Origin of the sequence: Asticcacaulis sp., from assembly GCF_035497195.1 — a bacterium.
Taxonomy (GTDB): domain Bacteria; phylum Pseudomonadota; class Alphaproteobacteria; order Caulobacterales; family Caulobacteraceae; genus Asticcacaulis.
Window position 1 is genome coordinate 642,919 of sequence record NZ_DATJDZ010000014.1, and the last position, 17,485, is coordinate 660,403.

17 protein-coding genes and 1 tRNA gene are annotated in these 17,485 nt (G+C 59.7%); 10 read left to right on the forward strand and 8 right to left on the reverse strand.

Features of this window, described 5'->3' with window-relative positions; translation table 11 throughout:
• Positions 1-95: 95 nt before the first annotated feature.
• Both VL130_RS07160 and VL130_RS07165 read right to left on the reverse strand, forming a co-directional pair.
• Positions 96-1,112 (reverse strand): threonine aldolase family protein, encoded by a 1,017-nt coding sequence (locus tag VL130_RS07160; RefSeq protein ID WP_325362062.1) that lies wholly within the window; start codon positions 1,110-1,112, stop codon positions 96-98.
• Positions 1,113-1,176: 64 nt separating this feature from the next.
• The gene (locus VL130_RS07165) at positions 1,177-1,479 is read right to left on the reverse strand and encodes an antibiotic biosynthesis monooxygenase family protein (RefSeq protein ID WP_325362063.1); all 303 of its coding nucleotides are present in this window, start codon (positions 1,477-1,479) and stop codon (positions 1,177-1,179) included.
• Between the two features lie 141 nt (positions 1,480-1,620).
• Here VL130_RS07165 and VL130_RS07170 point away from each other — a divergent pair, with 141 nt between their 5' ends.
• The 3 genes from VL130_RS07170 to VL130_RS07180 are packed head-to-tail and all read left to right on the forward strand — an operon-like array spanning position 1,621 to position 5,899.
• Positions 1,621-2,250, forward strand: a complete 630-nt coding sequence (locus VL130_RS07170; RefSeq protein WP_325362064.1) for a hypothetical protein — start codon at positions 1,621-1,623, stop codon at positions 2,248-2,250.
• A gap of 3 nt (positions 2,251-2,253) precedes the next feature.
• Positions 2,254-4,626, forward strand: a complete 2,373-nt coding sequence (locus VL130_RS07175) for a bifunctional diguanylate cyclase/phosphodiesterase (RefSeq protein WP_325362065.1) — start codon at positions 2,254-2,256, stop codon at positions 4,624-4,626.
• Positions 4,627-4,657: 31 nt separating this feature from the next.
• Positions 4,658-5,899 (forward strand): hypothetical protein, encoded by a 1,242-nt coding sequence (locus VL130_RS07180; protein WP_325362066.1) that lies wholly within the window; start codon positions 4,658-4,660, stop codon positions 5,897-5,899.
• Between the two features lie 285 nt (positions 5,900-6,184).
• On the opposite strand, the gene VL130_RS07185 is transcribed toward VL130_RS07180, so the two are convergent.
• Positions 6,185-6,274, reverse strand: a tRNA-Ser gene (locus VL130_RS07185).
• 404 nt (positions 6,275-6,678) lie between these two features.
• On the opposite strand from VL130_RS07185, the gene VL130_RS07190 reads away from it, so the two are divergent.
• Positions 6,679-7,917: an OmpA family protein gene (locus tag VL130_RS07190; protein ID WP_325362067.1), complete on the forward strand. Its 1,239-nt coding sequence runs from the start codon at positions 6,679-6,681 to the stop codon at positions 7,915-7,917.
• A gap of 15 nt (positions 7,918-7,932) precedes the next feature.
• Here the strand turns inward: VL130_RS07190 and VL130_RS07195 are convergent, their stop codons facing one another.
• Entirely contained in the window at positions 7,933-8,289 is a 357-nt protein-coding gene (locus VL130_RS07195; protein WP_325362068.1) for a hypothetical protein, read from the reverse strand.
• On the opposite strand from VL130_RS07195, the gene VL130_RS07200 reads away from it, so the two are divergent.
• From VL130_RS07200 to VL130_RS07215, 4 genes are all read left to right on the forward strand, one after another.
• Positions 8,267-10,771: a TonB-dependent receptor gene (locus VL130_RS07200; protein WP_325362069.1), complete on the forward strand. Its 2,505-nt coding sequence runs from the start codon at positions 8,267-8,269 to the stop codon at positions 10,769-10,771. The genes VL130_RS07195 and VL130_RS07200 overlap by 23 nt on opposite strands.
• Before the next feature lie 138 nt (positions 10,772-10,909).
• The gene (locus VL130_RS07205) at positions 10,910-11,941 is read left to right on the forward strand and encodes an agmatine deiminase family protein (protein WP_325362070.1); all 1,032 of its coding nucleotides are present in this window, start codon (positions 10,910-10,912) and stop codon (positions 11,939-11,941) included.
• A gap of 199 nt (positions 11,942-12,140) precedes the next feature.
• Positions 12,141-13,022, forward strand: coding sequence for an N-carbamoylputrescine amidase (gene aguB, locus VL130_RS07210; protein ID WP_325362071.1), 882 nt, complete (start codon positions 12,141-12,143; stop codon positions 13,020-13,022).
• Positions 13,023-13,081: 59 nt separating this feature from the next.
• Entirely contained in the window at positions 13,082-13,630 is a 549-nt protein-coding gene (locus VL130_RS07215; RefSeq protein WP_325362072.1) for a hypothetical protein, read from the forward strand.
• Here VL130_RS07215 and VL130_RS07220 read toward each other — a convergent pair.
• Complete coding sequence (locus VL130_RS07220) at positions 13,627-14,025, reverse strand: hypothetical protein (RefSeq protein ID WP_325362073.1); 399 nt, start codon at positions 14,023-14,025, stop codon at positions 13,627-13,629. The two genes, VL130_RS07215 and VL130_RS07220, sit on opposite strands and share 4 nt — an antisense overlap.
• Positions 14,026-14,112: 87 nt before the next feature.
• Between VL130_RS07220 and VL130_RS07225 the strand changes: the two genes are divergently transcribed.
• Positions 14,113-14,724 (forward strand): TetR/AcrR family transcriptional regulator, encoded by a 612-nt coding sequence (locus tag VL130_RS07225; RefSeq protein WP_325362074.1) that lies wholly within the window; start codon positions 14,113-14,115, stop codon positions 14,722-14,724.
• 16 nt (positions 14,725-14,740) lie between these two features.
• Entirely contained in the window at positions 14,741-15,160 is a 420-nt protein-coding gene (locus VL130_RS07230; RefSeq protein WP_325362075.1) for a hypothetical protein, read from the forward strand.
• Here VL130_RS07230 and VL130_RS07235 read toward each other — a convergent pair.
• Genes VL130_RS07235 through VL130_RS07245 form a run of 3 tightly spaced genes read right to left on the reverse strand, consistent with a single transcriptional unit; the run spans position 15,157 to position 17,450 of the window.
• Positions 15,157-15,858, reverse strand: a complete 702-nt coding sequence (locus VL130_RS07235; RefSeq protein WP_325362076.1) for a 16S rRNA pseudouridine(516) synthase — start codon at positions 15,856-15,858, stop codon at positions 15,157-15,159. The genes VL130_RS07230 and VL130_RS07235 overlap by 4 nt on opposite strands.
• Positions 15,855-16,907 (reverse strand): class I SAM-dependent methyltransferase, encoded by a 1,053-nt coding sequence (locus tag VL130_RS07240; protein ID WP_325362077.1) that lies wholly within the window; start codon positions 16,905-16,907, stop codon positions 15,855-15,857. The genes VL130_RS07235 and VL130_RS07240 overlap by 4 nt, the downstream gene beginning before the upstream one ends.
• Before the next feature lie 42 nt (positions 16,908-16,949).
• The gene (locus VL130_RS07245) at positions 16,950-17,450 is read right to left on the reverse strand and encodes a hypothetical protein (protein ID WP_325362078.1); all 501 of its coding nucleotides are present in this window, start codon (positions 17,448-17,450) and stop codon (positions 16,950-16,952) included.
• Between the last annotated feature and the right edge of the window lie 35 nt (positions 17,451-17,485).

Below are 17,485 nucleotides of genomic sequence, written 5' to 3' on the forward strand. Positions count from 1 at the left end.
GTCTTCGCCTAAAGGCTGCGCCGGACGGTCCCATAGCTGGCGAAAGCTATACTTTCGCTGGCGCTAAACCCCGACGAGTGGGGAGGTACAAGAGGTTAGCAGTCGTTGAGGAAAGTTTTTACATCGTCGTCGGTGGTGGCGAAACTGGTGACCAGGCGGTAGGCGTCCGGCCCTTCATTCGGCCAGTTGTAGAAGCGGTGGCCTTTGGCGAACAGCCGGTCGGCCATGACTTTCGGCAGGGTGATGAACAGCTCATTGGCCTCGACTGGATGCAGCAGGCCGACCCCCAGGCGATCGATCAGGCCATCGCGCAGGGCCTGCGCTTGTCGGTTGGCATGACGGCCAAGCTCCAGCCACAGATTGTTTTCCAGCAGGGTCTGCAACTGCGCCGAGACATAGCGCGCCTTGGAAGGCAACTGCCCGCCGCGTTTGTGGATATAGGCGAAATCCTCGATCAGGGCCGGATTGAAGATGATCGCTGCTTCGGCCAGCATGGCTCCGTTTTTCGTGCCGCCGAATGACAGGATATCGACGCCGGCCACCACCTTGGTCGGTGCGCAGCCGAGCGAGGCCACGGCATTGGCCAGGCGCGCGCCGTCCATATGGATGTACAGCCCGTGCGCCCTGGCGAAGTCGGACAAGGCCTTAAGCTCATCGAGCGAATAGACCGTGCCCAGTTCGGTCGATTGCGTCAGGCTGATCACCTTTGGGCGCGAGGTATGCGGCGCATGGCCGCGCGCCGCCGCGATCAGGTCGCCGATACTGGCCACGGTCAGTTTGGCGTGCTCGCCTTCGAGGCCGATGATCTTGCCGCCGGTGAAAAATTCCGGCAGGCCGCATTCGTCGTTATTGATATGGCTCTGGCGGTGGGTGAGGATCGACTCATAGGGCCGGATCATCCGCGCCAATGCCAGGCCGTTGCACGCCGAGCCGTTGAACACCGGAAAGAGGCGGGCCTGCGGCGCACCGAACGCCATGCGGACCGTTTCCTGCAATTTTTCGGTGACCGGATCATTGCCATAGGCCGGCATATTGCCGCTGTTGACGTCGATCAGCGCATGCATCACCTTCGGATGGACGGGGGCGGTATTGTCGCTGGCGAAATTGGCCATGAGGGTCTCGATACAAAGAAAACGACACCTATAGAACCGCCATCACCGCCTGAGAAGCCGTTTTTTATGCGTCCGTCGCCGTATAATACTGTCCGGATGGCCGTTCGCTGAGCAGGGCCATGACCGCCCCAAACTGTTTCGGATCGATTGTCGAGACAGAGTTCTTGTGCGCCGCAATATCTTTCCAGACTTCCAGCACAATCAACTTGTCATCTTCATCAATTCCGTCTGCTACTTTCAGGTAGAGCGTGCAGCTTTCATTGCCTTCTATTGTGCGGATTTGCGCCACTATCTCTTCAAACCGGGTGATCAATTCCTCGAATTTTCCTGGTAATGCCTTGAATTCATTAAGTCTCATGATGCTCATGTGGGGCTCCCTCTGTTGAAAATTCTATACTTTGGCCGGCGCGATGCGCGCACTTTTTACCGCTCCGGACCGGTTTTCAATTCTTTTTGTCTCTAATGGATGCTTAACCGAGTTTTATAACTGTTGTGATATTCCGAGCGTATGAAACACCTATTTCCTGTTCTTGGTATTTTGCTGTTCGCGCTCGGCGGCAGGGCTACGGCGGCTGACCTGACCGTTGCGGTCAACAGCCCGTCGGGCAAGCCGGTCGCCTTTGCCGTGGTGACCTGGACGCCGGCTGGTGGTGCAGTTATACCGGCGGCGGAAAAGAACAGGGCGTTCGTCATGGCGCAGAAAGACGTCCGGTTCACCCCCTATGTGCTGGCGGTTCCGGCCGGGGCGACGGTGGCTTTCCCCAATCTGGATCGCGTCAACCATCACGTCTATTCGTTCTCGCCAGTCCAGCCCTTTCAATTCCCGTTATACGGCAAGGGCAAGAGCCACACCATGACATTCGGGCGCCCCGGCACGGTGGCGCTCGGCTGCAATATCCACGATTCGATGAGCGCCTATATCCGCGTCGTCGATACGCCGTATTACGCCACAACCGGCGCCGATGGCCGCGTGACCCTGAATGTGCCGGAAGGCGCCGGCAGTCTCGCCGTCTGGCAGCCGACCCTGGAAGCGCCGGAGCACCAGTCGGTAAAAAATATCACCTTAGGAAAAATGGCCGCCGCGCAGACCTTCAGTATCAAGGTGCGCCAGATCGCGCCGACGGCGGGCCAGTACTGAGCCATGCCGATTTTCAAACGCCTCAGCACCAAACTGGCCGTGATGTTCGGCGGGCTGTTCGCCCTGGCCCTGCTGCTGATCGCGCTTGCCTCGTATATGGCGGTGGTCTCCTATGCCCGCACGTCGGTGCAGAAGGAGTTGCAGGCCTCAGCCAGTGTTTTCAAACGTATCTGGACCCTGAAATCGGACGCCCTGCAAACCAATGCCGTCCTGCTGTCACGCGATTTCGGCTTCAAGTCCGCCCTGGCGACACAGGACGCGCTCACGGTCGAATCCGCCTTCGACAATCTACAGGCGCGGTTGAATGTCGAGGCGGGGCTGGTGATCGGCAGCGACGGCAAGCCGATGGCCGGCGAGCAGGGGCCTCTGGGCCAGAACCTGGCCAACGCCTTACGCAACAAGAACGAGTTCGGCGCCGTCAATGGTATTATCGCCATCGACAGCCATCCGTATCAGGCGGTGGCCGCGCCGGTCATGGCGCCTGATCGTCTCGGCTGGGTCGTTTTCGCGCAACGTCTCGACGATAACGAAATGCAGAACCTGCAAGGCCTGTCGTCGATTCCCATCAAGGCGGGCATCCTGACCCAGACGCGCGGCGGCCTGTGGCTGGGGCCGCAGGAACAAACCAGCGACTACAAGCCGAGTTCGCTGAGCTTCTTTATCGACAAGAGCCTGCAAAGCAAGGCCGCCAGCATGGTGTCTTCCAGCCACGGCACCATGATTGCCGTCGCCACGCCCCTGCCCAATCTCGACAGCCGGCAAAAGAGCGTGCTGCTGCTTAGCTATCCGCTGGGGGCGGCGCTGAAATCCTACCAGCCCCTGTTGGCCGCCCTGCTTGGCATCGGGCTGTTCGGCCTGTGCATGGTGGTGGCCGCCAGCCTTTATCTGGCGCGTAACCTGACCCGTCCGATCCTGGCGCTCAAGGACGCCGCCTTCGCCCTGCGCGATGGCAAGCCCGGTCAGGTGCGGATCACCACGCATGATGAAATGGCCGATCTCGCCTCGGCCTTCAACGATATGGCGATCTCGATCGAGGACCGCGAACGCGATATCACCCGCCTGGCCAAGAGCGACATGGCCACCGGCCTGCCCAATCGCTCGGCCTTCGAGGATCATATCGGCGCCTTGCGGGAGAAAGGCATTGAAAACGGCGTGGTCGTCGTCTGTATCGGCATCGACCGCTACGCCCATATTCGCGCCGTCTGGGGGGTGTCCTATGCCCACACGCTGATTGGCCGTTTGCAGGATATCCTCATCCGTATTTTCGCCAACGCCTATATCGCCCGCCTGTCGGCCGATACGCTTGGCCTGTGCCTGCATCCGTGTGAGGCCGAGCAGGCCCTGCCGCTGGCTCGCGCCATCGCCGCCCGCCTCGACAAGCGCATCAAGGTCACCGAAGACCAGAGCCTGGATGTCATGGTCAGTCTCGGCGTCTACCATATGGCCAATGCCCGGCCGACGCCGGATGAAATGATCGAACGCGCCCTGATCGCGCTCGATCAGGCCCGCGCCGGCAAGGCCCGGATCGCCCTGTTCGACCCGCGTATCTATTCCGAACTGGCCGATACCCTGCTGCTGACCGATCAGCTGTATGCCGCCCTGGCCAGCAAGGCCTTGCAGGTGTGGTATCAGCCCAAGTTCAGCTATCGTGAAGGCCGGATCATTTCGGTGGAGGCTCTGGTGCGCTGGAATCACCCTGAGCGCGGCTATGTGTCGCCGCAGCGTTTCGTCCAGATTGCCGAGGAAACCGGCGCCATCCGCGACCTGACCACCCAGGTGCTGCAAACCTGCATCGCCGATCAGGGGCGCCTGAAATCCGCCGGTTTCGACCTCGATATCAGCATCAACTATTCCGGCCGCCTGCTCAGCGATGAAGCCTATAATGCCCAGGCGCTCGCCATCTGCGGTCAGGCGGTGGGGCAGATCTGCCTTGAAATCACCGAGACGGCGGTCATCGAAGACCCGAAGATCGGCCTGGCGGCAATCAATACCTTTGTCGAGCGCGGGCTGGAAATCTCCATCGACGATTTCGGCACCGGCCTGTCGTCGCTGGCCTATCTCAAGCAGATCCCGGCGCACGAACTGAAGATCGACCGCTCCTTTATCATGGAGATCGAAAGCGGCCAGCGCGACGCCCTGCTGGTGCGCTCGGCCATAGACCTGGCGCACGGCCTCGGCATGAAGGTGACGGCGGAGGGCGTGGAAACAGCGGCGGCCTTTACCCTGCTGCAATCGATGGGCTGCGACATCGCCCAGGGCTACGGCATAGCCAGACCCATGCCTTTCGGTGACCTGATCCTCTTCCTGAATGATTTCAGCGGCATGGCCGAGACCAAGACCCAGATGCCGACCTATCGCAATCGAAAGGCGCTCTGACGAAATGGGGGCGGTTCGGGGTATTCCAGCCTTGATATCCACGCTGTTGCTGGCGGGCGCGGCGTATGGAAGCACGGCCCAGGCGGAAACCAGCCTGTTCGACAGCGGCAACTATACGGCGTGGATCGATCTGCGCCTCAGCCAGGCAAACGGCGAACGCGGCTGGCTTGACGGCGGCTTCGGCAAGCTGCGGCATGGCGATGAAGCGGCCGCCGATATCGCCCAGGCGGCCATTCTGTGGAAGCCGCAACTGACCGATACCTTTTCGGGTTACGTCCTGCTTCAGGGCGTTTCCGACGCCGAAGTGCCGGTGGGCGTCGAGGAAGCCTATCTGCAATGGAAACCTGTGCCGAAATCTGGTTTTCGCTATGGCCTGCGCCTTGGCCAGATGTTTCCGCCGGTCTCGATGGAGCACGACGGCACCGGCTGGACCACGCCGCGCAGCCTGACGCCCTCGGCGATCAATTCGTGGATCGGCGAGGAAGTGCTGGTGCGCGGGCTGGAAATCAATGCGCAGCAAACCTTCGCCGGGCATAGGCTCGGCCTGACTGTTGGCGGCTTTACGCGCGACGATACGGCTGGGACTATGCTGAGCTGGCGCGGCTGGGCGCTGCACGATATCTCCGCCGCCGAAAACACCAAATTGAAACTGCCGGATGGCGACAATCAGGGCTGGTATAGGATTTTCGATGAATACCAGGCGCCGGCCAGCCAGCCGATGGTCGAACTGGACGGGCGGCTGGGCTATTATGTCCGGCTGGACTGGCGACCGCCGGCGCCGGTGGCGGTCAATCTCGAATTTTACGACAATCAAGGCGATCCGATGGCCGTGCGCAACGGTCAGTGGGGATGGGCGACGCGTTTCTGTAATCTCGGCGTAGCCTACCGGCTGACAGCAAAGGACGAACTGCTCAGCCAATACATGACCGGGCAGACCGCAACCGGCTGGCCGGTGGGGCAGGGCTACCGTGTCGTTGATACCGGCTTCGAGTCGGCCTATCTGTTGCTGTCGCATAGCTATAACAATGGCGCGCACCTGACGGGACGCATTGATTATTTCGCGGTCAAGGACCATTCGTGGCGAGCGGTCGATAACAATGGCGAAACCGGCTACAGCGCCACCGTGGCGTGGATGAAGCCGGTCGGTGATCATCTGGACCTCGGCATTGAGGCTCTCCGTGTGATCAGTGATCGTCCTGCGCGGACAACGCACGGTCTGTCGCCGCAACAGGCCCAGACCCAGCTCCAAATCGCGTTAAGGTGGCGTCTTTAGGCGCAGGCCGGTGGCTTTCGATTCCCGATAATCGACGTCGTTGACTGGCAGGCATATGTGCTGCGTCACAATAAATTTTCAAAAACAACTCTCGGCGGACCGATTGCGCCGTGATGTATCTGCGGTAGCCGGTGGTGGTGCGCCGGGTTAGGAAATAATGGCTGTCAGACGCGAAAAAGGGCTAAATGTGGTGTTTTTCATCTCTGCTGCGGCGCATCAATACAGCGGCCAAAATACCACAGCAAAACGGCTCCCCTGGGTCAGGGGAGCCGTTTTGCTGTGGTATGGCGGAGAGGGTGGGATTCGAACCCACGGTAGGCTTCCACCTACGCCGCATTTCGAGTGCGGTACATTCGACCACTCTGCCACCTCTCCGTAAGGGGGAATTACGCAAAAAATCTTATAAAACAAAGGTCATTTGCGTCTGATTCAGAACGGCTCGCGCCGCCAGGGTCGATCAGAGGGCGTGTCTCTACTGAAAGCCTGTGAAAACCGCAAGCCCTTTTACATTCTTTATGATATTTTTATAATGCGCTGATGGCGCGCTATAGCTTTTTAACGGTCAAGTTTGACCTATATGAGCCATTGTACGGCTTCAATCCCATAAGCGTGTCTTTCTGGTGTCAGTTCTCGCCAAAGAGGCTAAAAAACAGCACGAATTTAACCAAAGTTGCATTTGGGTGCTATGCAAAACGGGCTGGTAAAGTTATGAAGCGTCGTACTAAGGTTTCAGCCGAGATGATCGGCTGTTCGTTGGATGGCCATGAGAGGGCAATAACATGAAACACATTTTGCTAGCGAGCGCTGCTCTCGCTGCGATGGCAGTGGCGGGTTCCGCTGCTGCCGAACAGGCTAACGGCTGGTATGTAGCCGGTGACCTGGGTTACAACTGGAAGTCGGATTACAAGGCGCGTTCGCAAGGCGCCATGCCTGACGGCGGCGCTTACGTCTATGACGTGGCGACCGACGACGACTGGGCCGGCTTCGCCCGTCTCGGTTACCGTTACAGCCCGAACTGGCGCGTTGAATTCGAAGGCGGCTACCGCCCTGGCGATATCAGCTCGGCCACGGGTTTCCCGCGCACCTATCCGGGTTCGGCCGCTCTGGTTGACACCGCGATCTGCACCACCGGTGTGATCCGCGCCGCCGGCGATGCCTGCGGTTCGCCCAAGGGTTCGTTCGAACAAACCACCGTCATGGTCAACCTGTACTATGACATCATGCCGGAATCGCGCTTCCATCCGTTCGTCGGTGCCGGTATCGGTCTCGACAGCGTGAAGGCGAAGATGCTCGGCCAACTGTCCACCAGCCCGGCTGGCGGCGTTTCCGACCTCAGCATGGTTGGCAAGGACACGGTTGGCGCTTACCAACTGCTGGCCGGTGTCGCCTGGGCGCTCTCCGATCGCCTGAGCCTTGATGTGACCTATCGTTACCTCGACGCTGGCAAGGCAAAGTTCAACGCCGGTATTGCGCCGCTGTCGAACGCCGCTATTGCCGATGGCTGGACTCAGCCTGAAACCTTCACCGGCAAGTTCAGCGACCAGACCCTGACGGTCGGCCTGCGCTGGGCCTTCGGCGCCGAAGCGGCCCCGCCGCCGCCGCCGCCGCCCGCTCCTGAGCCGGCTCCGGTTGTGGAAGCACCGCCGCCGCCGCCGCCGCCGGCGCCTGTCGCCCCGGCTTATGAAGCCCGCGAGTTCATCGTGTACTTCGAATTCGACAAGTCCGCCCTGACCACTGATGCGCAATCGGTCGTCTCGGCTGCCGCCGACTACGCCAAGGCCGGTAACGCCGCCCGTATCGTTGTCGTCGGTCACACGGATACCTCCGGTTCGGCCGCTTACAACATCAAGCTGTCGGAACGCCGCGCCAAGACCGTTGCTGACGCCCTTGCCGGCCTCGGCGTTGACGGCTCCAAGCTGGCTGTTGACTGGAAGGGTGAATCGGCCCCGGCAGTCGCTACTGGCGACGGCGTGAAGGAACCGCTGAACCGTCGTTCGACCATCGACATCACGTTCTAATTTCAGAACGCGACGTTAAGTCGAAAACATATGAAGCCCGGCCTGAGCAATCAGGCCGGGCTTTTTCTTTGCCGGTAAGGCCTGGACTGATATGCCACGCGAAATGGGCGTGTGACATTTAGGGCGCAACCCGTTGCGGCTGTGACCATCGTCACAAAAGGTTCGCAGCTTCTGTAAAAAAATCGACACAGACGCCCCTAAAAGACGAGACAGCAAAAAATCATTGTGAAGCACATTCACGCGCACGAACGGAATAAAAGGCCCGTTTTGCGCGATGGGAAACTGCGCCCTGAATAGTGCCTGACGGTGGTGGCTTGTCTTGTTTTTAACCGGAAGAGGGATACTTCCCATGAAGTTGAATAAATCAGTCATTCTGGCTGGCACGGCTCTGATGAGCGTGTTCGCGGCAACCACCGCACTGGCGCAATCGACCGCGACCCAGGAAGTCGAAGTCGTCGTCGTCAAGGGCGCAAAGAAAGGCCTGGGGCCGATCAACAAGGAAAGCGGCACCAAGACCAAGACCGCCATCGACCAGGCCTATATCGGTGCGCAAACCGCTGGCCAGACGATCGCCGAAACCCTGAACCTGGCGCCCGGCTATAATTTCACCAATAACGATCCTTACGGCTCTTCGGGCGGCAACGTCCGCCTGCGCGGCCTCGATGGCGCGCGCGTGTCGCTGACCATGGACGGCGTTCAGCTCAATGACGCCGGTAATTACGCCATCTACACCAACCAGCAGCTCGATCCGGAACTGATCCAGTCGGCCACCGTCATCACCGGCGCGACCGATGTCGACTCGATGACCGCCTCGGCTTCCGGCGGCACGATCAGCTATACCACCCGCAAGACCTCGGACACCTTCGGCGTCGAAGCCACGGTTTCGACCGGCAGCTTCAACTATAACCGTCAGTTCGTGATGGTGAACACCGGCGCGATTGGTCCGTTCGGCACCCAGGCCTGGTTCGCCGCCTCCAACCAGAACTACGACACCTTCACGATCGAAAAACCGGATAACGGCAAGCTGAAGAAGCAGCAGTATAACTTCAACATCTATCAGCCGCTGGCCAATGGCAGCTATTTCGGCGTGCGCGGCAACTATAATGAAAACCGCAACCGCTTCATCTTTAGCCAGAACCTCGCCAGCTTCGCCGCCAATGGCAAGTATTACAACAGCGCCGGCGTCAATAGCGTCAACCCGTCAAATACCGGCAATATTCGCGGCTATTCGAAGTGGGTGATCAATGACCACTTCTTCTTCACGGTTGATCCGACCTATCAATACGTGATGGCCAATGGCGGCGGTTCTGCTGGTATCAGCGAAGGCGCCGACTACGCCCAGATGAGCGTTTCGGGCCGCACCTTCCGCTATTATGAACTTGGCGGCGTTGATATCAACGGCGATGGACACATCGGTGGGCCTTACGTCAATGCCGATGGCTCGATCGGTTCGCCTTCTGTCCCCAATCCGACTTCGATTTCGATCTACAACCCGAACACGACAGTCACCAATCGTTACTCGATCACCTCGACGGGCGTCTATACCTTTGATCGTGGCGATGTGCTCCGTTTCGGCGCCTCATTCGACCGTGGTCGTACCCGTCAGTCAGGTGAGAGCACCCTGGTTGTCGATGGCAATGGCGGATACAATTATGCGGGTCAGTATATCGATCCGTTCGGCGGCCGTGAAGATGAAAGCCTGCGCATCATCGGCAACGATGGCTCGACTCACGAACGCCGCTATCGCTTCTCGCTGGCCAATGTCGATACCTTCTTCCTCGAATATCGCGGCCACTTCCTCGAAGACAAATTGTTCGTCTCGCTGGGTGTCAAGCAGCAGAAGATGGAACGCGACCTGAACCAGTACTGCTACTCGCCGGATGACGGTTCGGGGTCCTATGCCCCGTTCTGCACCACGGGCACGCCGACAGTTGATAATGGCGATGGTACGGTCAGCTTCGGCTACACCTATCTTACGACTAAAAATCCGGTTGCGGGCGGACCCGATATTGTCCACACCAACTTCATCAAGCCATACCACACCACCGTCGACTTCTCGAAAACCCTGCCCAGCCTGGGCGTAACCTATAAGATCACTGATTCGAACCAGGTCTACGCCAATTACTCGGAAGCCCTGTCGGCCCCGCGTACCGACAACTATTACGGCGTCATCGTCGATGAGAACGGCGTGGTCAAACCGGCCAATCCGCTGCCGGAAACCAACAAGACGGTCGAACTGGGCTATCGCTTCACGTCCCCGACCTTCACCGCCACGGCGGATGTCTGGGCGCAGAAATACGAGAATCGCATCGTCTCTTCCTATGATCCGGCTTCGGACAGCTATTTCGACCGTAACGTGGGCAGCGTCGATCTGAAGGGCTTCGAGGCTTCGGCGGCTTATGCGCCTAGCTCCAAGCTGGCGCTTTTCGGTGGCCTGACCTATACCGACACCGAGATCCTCGACAATTACGCTTCGGGCGCCACGGCGACGGTCAATACCAAGGGCAAGGCGCTGCCGGAAGTGCCGGAGTGGATGGGCACCTTCGGCGTCACCTACAAGCCGTTCACCGACTTTACGTTCAACCTGAACGGCAAGTATGTCGGCAAGCGCTTCGCCACCGACCTGAACGACCTGGAAACACCGTCCTATACGGTGTGGAACGGTTCGGTGCGCTGGGATCTGCCGGGCCTGGCTTTCCTCAAGCAAGGCACCTATGCCCAGTTCAACGTGATCAACCTGACCGACGAATACTACTTCGGTTCGATCAGCAGCACGGTCGCCGCCTCGAACAAGCCGTCGTTCAATGTCGGCGCGCCGCGTACCTTCATGCTGTCGCTGCACACCAACTTCTAGGCGATACGCATAGCAAAAGAGAAAACGGCTCCCGCTTCGGGGGCCGTTTTTTTGTGGGAGCGGTGGTCAAATCGGCTGGGCCTGTGCTAATAGGCCAGTCACAGAGCCGGCGCTTAGGCCGAACGGCAAGGATATCAGATGACACGATTTGTTCCGGCAGAATGGGATGCGCACAAGGCGATGTGGGTGGGGTTTCCCAGCCATGAAAACCTGTGGCAGGAAGACCTGATCCCGGCGCAGGCCGAGGTGGCGGCGCTGGTGCGCGCGCTGTGCGAACTGGGCGATGAACACGTCCGGCTGATGGTCATGGGCGCCGAGGCGCGCGCCGCGGCCGAGGAACTTCTGGGCGACCTGACCAGGCTCGAAATCATCGACGGCCGCTTCGGCGACATCTGGTTCCGTGACACCGGCCCGATCTATGTCAGCGACGACGCCGATGACGACGACCTGCACCAGGCCCTGCCGGTCAGCTTCCTCAACAATGGCTGGGGTGGCAAGTATCATCTGAAGCACGATGATGAGGTAGCGCTCCAGATCAGCACGGCGGATGGCTTTCCGCAACAACTTGAAGACTTCATCCTCGAAGGCGGCGCGCTTGATCACGATGGTCACGGCACCGCCATCACCACGCGTCAGTGCCTGCTCAATCCGAACCGCAATCCCGGCTGGACGCAATCGCTCGCCGAACAGGCCCTGTTCCAGTCGCTTGGCATCCGCAAGGTCATCTGGCTCGATGACGGCCTGCTGAACGATCATACCGACGGCCATGTCGATAACCTGGCGCGTTTCGTGGCGCCGGGCGTGGTGGCCTGTCCGGTGGCGTTCGGCCGCGAAGATCCCAATGCCGATGTCTATGACGCCACGGCGAAACTGCTTTCCACCCAGCACGACTCGCGCGGCCAGCCGTTGCAGGTGGTGCGCATCCCGTCACCGGGTGAAATTCTCGATGAGGATGGCGAAATCGTGCCGGCCTCCCATATGAACTTCCTGATCGCCAATGACTGTGTGGTGGTGCCGATCTACAAGGACCGTCCCGGCGAACTGGCGGTGGAGGCCCTGCAAAGCCTCTTCCCCGAACGCCAGGTACTGGGCCTGTCATCGCGCGCCATCCTGACCGGCGGCGGTTCGTTCCACTGCATCAGCCAGCAGGTGCCCCTTATCAAGGCGTAGCCTTGATAAGGGTTTCTTTAGCTCAAGCGCCGCATGGCTTGCTTCGCATCAGCTCGGGCGGCCACTTGGCCTTGCCAAAATTCAACGAATGAATTTTGGAATCTTTATCTTGTACCTCCCCGCTTGTCGGGGAGGGGGACCGCGCCTCTCTTGAGGCGGGGTGGTGGGGTTTCTTGCTTCCCCTTGGAGTATAAGTCGAATGACCAGAACCGTTTCCGTCGCCGCCATCCAGACCTCATATGGCGCAGACATGGCCGCCAATATCGCCAAGACCGAAGCCTTTGTGCGTGAGGCGGCGGCGAAGGGCGCGCAGATCATCCTGCCGTCAGAATTGTTTCAGGGTGAATATTTCTGTGTCTCACAGGAAGAGCGCTGGTTCGCCACCGCCTTTCCCTGGCGCGAACACCCGGCCGTGCTGGCCATGCAGAAACTGGCGAAGGCACTGAATGTCGTCATCCCGACCTCGATTTACGAAAAGGAAGGCCCGCACTATTTCAATTCGCTGGTCATGATCGATGCCGACGGCGCCCTGATGGGCGTCTACCGCAAGAGCCACATCCCCGATGGTCCCGGCTATCAGGAAAAGTACTATTTCCGCCCCGGCGATACCGGCTTCAAGGTGTGGGATACGAAGTACGCGAAAGTCGGCGTCGGCATCTGCTGGGACCAGTGGTATCCGGAAGCGGCGCGTTCGATGGCCTTGCAGGGCGCGGAAATCCTGATGTACCCCACGGCCATCGGCTCCGAACCGCACGATGCCGAACTGGACACCGCCGCCCCCTGGCAGCGCATCATGCAGGGCCATGCGGTCGCCAATGTCATGCCGGTGATTGCCTCGAACCGCATCGGCATGGAAAGCCTGATCTCGCCGCAGAATGGCGCCGGCCAAACCTTCTACGGCCACAGCTTCATCGCCAGTCACCGCGGCGACAAGGTGGCCGAGTTCGGCGCGAAAGAAGAGGGCGTCCTGGTGGCTGAATTCGACCTCGATTACCTGAATACGCACCGCGCCGCCTGGGGCTTTTTCCGTGATCGCCGCCCGGAACTCTATACCGCCCTGGCCAGCCCGCGCCCGGCGTAATCCGGCTTGTCACGCGCTCGGCGTGTGGTATCCTGAACCCGTAAGAGGGGGAAGGATACATGAAAAACTGGCTGATCACGGCGATGGTTTTGCCCTTGGCGGGGTGCGTTATTTACAGCGGTCCATATCGTGAGACACACAGCGAGACCGTATCGAGCGACGGTCAGACGACCACCCGGACGACAACGGTAAAGGCCAGTGGTTGGCACATTGAAAACACGCGAACCGAAAACGGTAACGCCTGGCTGGCTTATCCGACCTACGCGAAGACAAGCGACCTTTGCGATATCGCCATCGTTGTCCTGAGTGCGGAACGGGCACGAGGGGAAGCCCAGCCGGTCGATTATCTGTTCTGGGATAACGATATCCGCACAGGACCAGACTGTGCGTCGGAAATTCTCACCACGGGCTTTCCCATGACAACTGGCGCGCCGAATGAAGTGGCGCGCCACATGGTCATGCCGAGGCAATTGCCCGATGACCGCGTCTATGCCGAAGTGGACAGGGACTGCGCGAAAGAATGCCAATCAGGTACGGGCTATTCGGTCAGCAGGCGGGATGGTCACTGGCAGGTCGATCTCGCGCCTCTGGCCACCTGGAAACGCTAGATATATCGCGCCAGCACCATGCACAGCAGGCAGATGGCCAGCAGCGGCGCGGCGATCCGGTGGACGACCGCAATCCGTTTTCTCGCCGCCGCCCCCTGCTCGCCCTTGAGCGTCTTTAAGCTGACACCGACGCCTATGGCCTGAATGCAAGCCGCCAGTGCGGCGCACGCCACACCCGCCGCCAGCACCTTTTCATAGGTGCCGAACCCACCCGTGTGGAGTTGGCTCCACACATATCCACCTGTCAGCACGACCAGAACCACGGCGACCATCTGCCTGGGGAACAGCATCTCCGCGCCTTGTCCGCCGGCGCGCGCCAGCATTCCCGTAGTGGCCATCCAGAAAATGGCCGCCAGAACGTGCAAGGAAAGAGCTAGGATGATCAGGATTTGCATGGCAGACTCCGGTCTGGTCAGTAATTGATATACACTCCGTTTACTGAAATATAGATATACACGCCGTAAATTGAATTGCAAGCCTCAATGTGCTCAGAAGCTACCGAATCTCGTCCCTATGTCAGCGCCAAGCGTGACGCCGCCGCCGCTAAAAAACGCGAGGCCGTGATCGAGGCCGCCAGCCGATTGCTCAATGACGGGCCGGCTCTGATGTCGATGGAAGCAGTGGCGAAGGCGGCCGGCGTCACGCGGTTGACGGTCTACAAGCAGTTCGGTTCGCGGCGCGGCCTGCTGGAGGCGGTGTTCGATGCCAATGCCGAAAAGGGCGGCCTTATGCGCTTTCGGGAACTGATCCAGTTGCCCGATCCCAGGGCGGCCCTGTTCGCCTGCATTGACCTGATGTGTGAATTCTGGGGCAGTCATCCGGGGTTCGCGAGGTTGCACAGCGCGGCCGGACTCGATCCGGATTTTGCCGAAGCGATCGATGCGCGCAATGAACGCCGCCGCTTTCTTTTCGCCACCCTGCTGGCGCGCATGACGGGCGACGACAAGGCAAAGGCCGACGCCACTGATCTGCTGTTCGGCGTCACCAGTATGCCGATGTTTCGTATCCTGATCGAGAGCCGGAAGCCGACGGAGGTGGCGATCCTGTTGAAATCGACCAGCGCCGCCATTCTGGACGCCCATAACCTGACCTGAACCCTGGGAGAAAGACATGAAAGAGATTTTGTATGCCGCCGGCCTGGCTTTTCTCCTTGCCGGGTGCGCCGTCACACCACCTGTGGCGGATGTTTCCGGCGGGGCGCGGCTGGCGCTCAGCGACGACCTGCAATGCCGTATCCTGGGCGATCTTGGCCTGGCGCTGGCCGCCGATAATTACGATTCGACCGTCATGGGGGAGGGCGAGACGAAAATCGATTGCACCGCGGCTTTCCAATCCGCTGGCCTGCCAATGACCGGTAATCCGGAACGCAGCATAAGGTTCAACGCGCCGCAATTCACAGATGACGATGAAGCCACGGTCAAGGTCGATTTCCTCTGTCTGCGCCTGTGCGGTCATGGCGAGGAGATCCATCTGCATCGTGACGGATCGATATGGAAAATCGCCGATCGCAAACCGACATGGATTTCCTAAGCTTTTAGCAAGCCTTGCGCCTCGGCCTCGGTGAGCAGGCGCCATTTGCCGGGCTTAAGGTCACCAAGCGTGAGGTCGCCCATCTGGGCGCGGTGGAGGGTTTCGACATGGTTGCCGACGGCGGCGAACATGCGGCGCACCTGATGGTAACGGCCCTCATAAAGTGTCAGCCGGGCAGTCTTTTCACCGGTCACTTCGAGGAAGGCGGGCTTCAGCGCATCCTTTTCGCTTTCCAGAACCAATGTGCCGGCGGCGAAAACCTCGCCATAATGCGGCTCCAGCGGACGGGCGCAGGTCACTTCGTAAATCTTGGCGACGTGGTTCTTCGGCGAAATGATCTTGTGCAGGTAATCGCCGTCATCGGTAAAAAGCAGCAGGCCGGAGGTGTCGGAATCGAGCCGGCCGATAGTGGAAAGCACCGGCTTGCGCTCGGAAAAACGCGTTGGTAGCAATTCATAGACCAGGTTGCCGCGATCCTTGAGCGAACAGACATAACCAGTCGGCTTGTTGAGCATCAGCACCAGGCCGAAAGCCGGATCGAGTGGACGGCCCTTGTAACGGATATCGCCGTGGGCGATGGCGCTGTCATCGTCAAGCGGAACGCCCTCGGCATCGGTGATCGCGCCTATGCGGATCAGCTTTTGCATCTCCTTGCGCGAGCCATAGCCGAGATTGGCGAGCAGCTTTACGAGCTTCATGTTTTCTTGGCCGACTTAGGCCCAACAGCCTTGAACACCTTGTAGAAGTTGTTCTGCGCCACCACGCTGACATGCTTGAAACAGACTTCCAGTGTCTCTTCATAAGGCAGGTGACGATTGGCGACGATCCACAACTGGCCGCCGGAAATCAGTGACTGCGCCGCCGTGGTGATGAAGGCCTTGCCGACATCGTGACGGTCGGCGCGATCAGCCACATGAAACGGCGGGTTGCTGATAATGGCGTCATAGGTGTCAGGCAAAGTCTTGGCGGCGTCGAGCCAGTGGAAGGCGACGCGTTCGCCATATTTCGTCAGATTTTGCCGTGCCATATCGAGTGCGCGGTGCTCGGCTTCGATGACATCGAGATGGGTGATGGTGGGGTTCTTCGCCAGCACCTCGTCGCTGAGATAGCCGAAGCCGCCGCCGAGATCGGCAACCTTGCCCTTGAGATTAGTGGGCATGTGATCGACCAGCAGTTTCGAACCGGCGTCGAGATGGTCCCAGGCGAAGAGGCCGGGACGGCTCATATAGCGCCGACCTTCAGATGTATTGGCCTCAATCTGGCGCGGCGCATCCAGTTGCGCCCATTCGTCGATCAGGGTCTTGTCATTGCGCGCGGGATCGACCGTCGCCCAGAAGACGCGGCACTTGTTCTTGGACTGACTGCTGATATTGCCGGCGAGCGCCTTCAAATCGCCCTCGATCGTTTTGGCGCCTTCGTTATTGGAGACGGCCGCCATGACGATGCCGCCCTGGGCGGTTTCCAAAATGGCGCGGGCCAGCAGTGCGCGGCTTTCGTCGCGCTGGCGGGGTGGTAGAACCAGGGTCAGCTCTGGTGGGGCATGGCCTTCCCGCATCTGGAAGCCGGCGCGCAGCAGGGCATCATGCGCCGGCTTGAAGCTCTGTTCACAGACGAGTTTGTCACGCGGCACCTCATCCAGCGCATCGCCGGTGCGGGCGCGCAGGAACAGGGCTGGACCATTTGCGGGCCAGTCGATGGCGCCCTCTTTGAACGGCAGGAACAGGGTGTCTAAAACAGGATCAGTCATAACGGCACGCTATCGCACAGCGGGGTCGATATGCCAAGCGTGTCAGGCGGCCCTGGCGTTGAGCCAACCTATCGCATTGATCGCCTTTTCAAGATTTTTCCCTGTCTTGTCGCGGGGAATATCTATCAGATCGAGAATACGGGCATGGAGTTCGTGATAAACCTGCTCCAGGGCGATCTGGCGCGCGGAAATGTTTGGTGCGCTGGAGGGGTCGGTGATGTCCCAGTGTGCCATCGGAGGGCGGCCGGGCAGGGTTACCGGACAGATTTCGCCCCTGGCATTGTCACACAGACTGATCACTACGTCTATTTTGGGCGCGCCGGGTTGGGTAAAGGCGCTCCAGTGCTTGACTCGCAGGTCTTTTACCGTTTCCAGATGGCGGGCCAGTACGGACAGCGCTTCGGGACAAGGTATCGGATCTGGCTCATCGCCGGCGGCGAAGCCACGGTAATTCGGGCTATCGAGAGCGTTGAGTATGCCGTTGGCGACCATAGCGCGGCCGGCATTTAAGCTGCACAGAAACAGGATGTTTCGCGGTGTCATAATGCTTATTCGCCTTTTTCTGAATTGGCCCGCCA

Bases quoted from the DNA above. Each gene is read 5' to 3' on its own strand.
- VL130_RS07240 (WP_325362077.1), bottom strand. From the start codon at position 16,907: ATGACTGATCCTGTTTTAGACACCCTGTTCCTGCCGTTCAAAGAGGGC.
- VL130_RS07230 (WP_325362075.1), top strand. From the start codon at position 14,741: ATGAAAGAGATTTTGTATGCCGCCGGCCTGGCTTTTCTCCTTGCCGGG.
- VL130_RS07165 (WP_325362063.1), bottom strand. From the start codon at position 1,479: ATGAGCATCATGAGACTTAATGAATTCAAGGCATTACCAGGAAAATTC.
- VL130_RS07225 (WP_325362074.1), top strand. From the start codon at position 14,113: ATGTGCTCAGAAGCTACCGAATCTCGTCCCTATGTCAGCGCCAAGCGT.
- VL130_RS07195 (WP_325362068.1), bottom strand. From the start codon at position 8,289: ATGACTGATTTATTCAACTTCATGGGAAGTATCCCTCTTCCGGTTAAA.
- VL130_RS07170 (WP_325362064.1), top strand. From the start codon at position 1,621: ATGAAACACCTATTTCCTGTTCTTGGTATTTTGCTGTTCGCGCTCGGC.
- aguB (WP_325362071.1), top strand. From the start codon at position 12,141: ATGACCAGAACCGTTTCCGTCGCCGCCATCCAGACCTCATATGGCGCA.
- VL130_RS07190 (WP_325362067.1), top strand. From the start codon at position 6,679: ATGAAACACATTTTGCTAGCGAGCGCTGCTCTCGCTGCGATGGCAGTG.
- VL130_RS07220 (WP_325362073.1), bottom strand. From the start codon at position 14,025: ATGCAAATCCTGATCATCCTAGCTCTTTCCTTGCACGTTCTGGCGGCC.
- VL130_RS07205 (WP_325362070.1), top strand. From the start codon at position 10,910: ATGACACGATTTGTTCCGGCAGAATGGGATGCGCACAAGGCGATGTGG.
- VL130_RS07160 (WP_325362062.1), bottom strand. From the start codon at position 1,112: ATGGCCAATTTCGCCAGCGACAATACCGCCCCCGTCCATCCGAAGGTG.
- VL130_RS07175 (WP_325362065.1), top strand. From the start codon at position 2,254: ATGCCGATTTTCAAACGCCTCAGCACCAAACTGGCCGTGATGTTCGGC.
- VL130_RS07200 (WP_325362069.1), top strand. From the start codon at position 8,267: ATGAAGTTGAATAAATCAGTCATTCTGGCTGGCACGGCTCTGATGAGC.
- VL130_RS07235 (WP_325362076.1), bottom strand. From the start codon at position 15,858: ATGAAGCTCGTAAAGCTGCTCGCCAATCTCGGCTATGGCTCGCGCAAG.
- VL130_RS07215 (WP_325362072.1), top strand. From the start codon at position 13,082: ATGAAAAACTGGCTGATCACGGCGATGGTTTTGCCCTTGGCGGGGTGC.
- VL130_RS07245 (WP_325362078.1), bottom strand. From the start codon at position 17,450: ATGACACCGCGAAACATCCTGTTTCTGTGCAGCTTAAATGCCGGCCGC.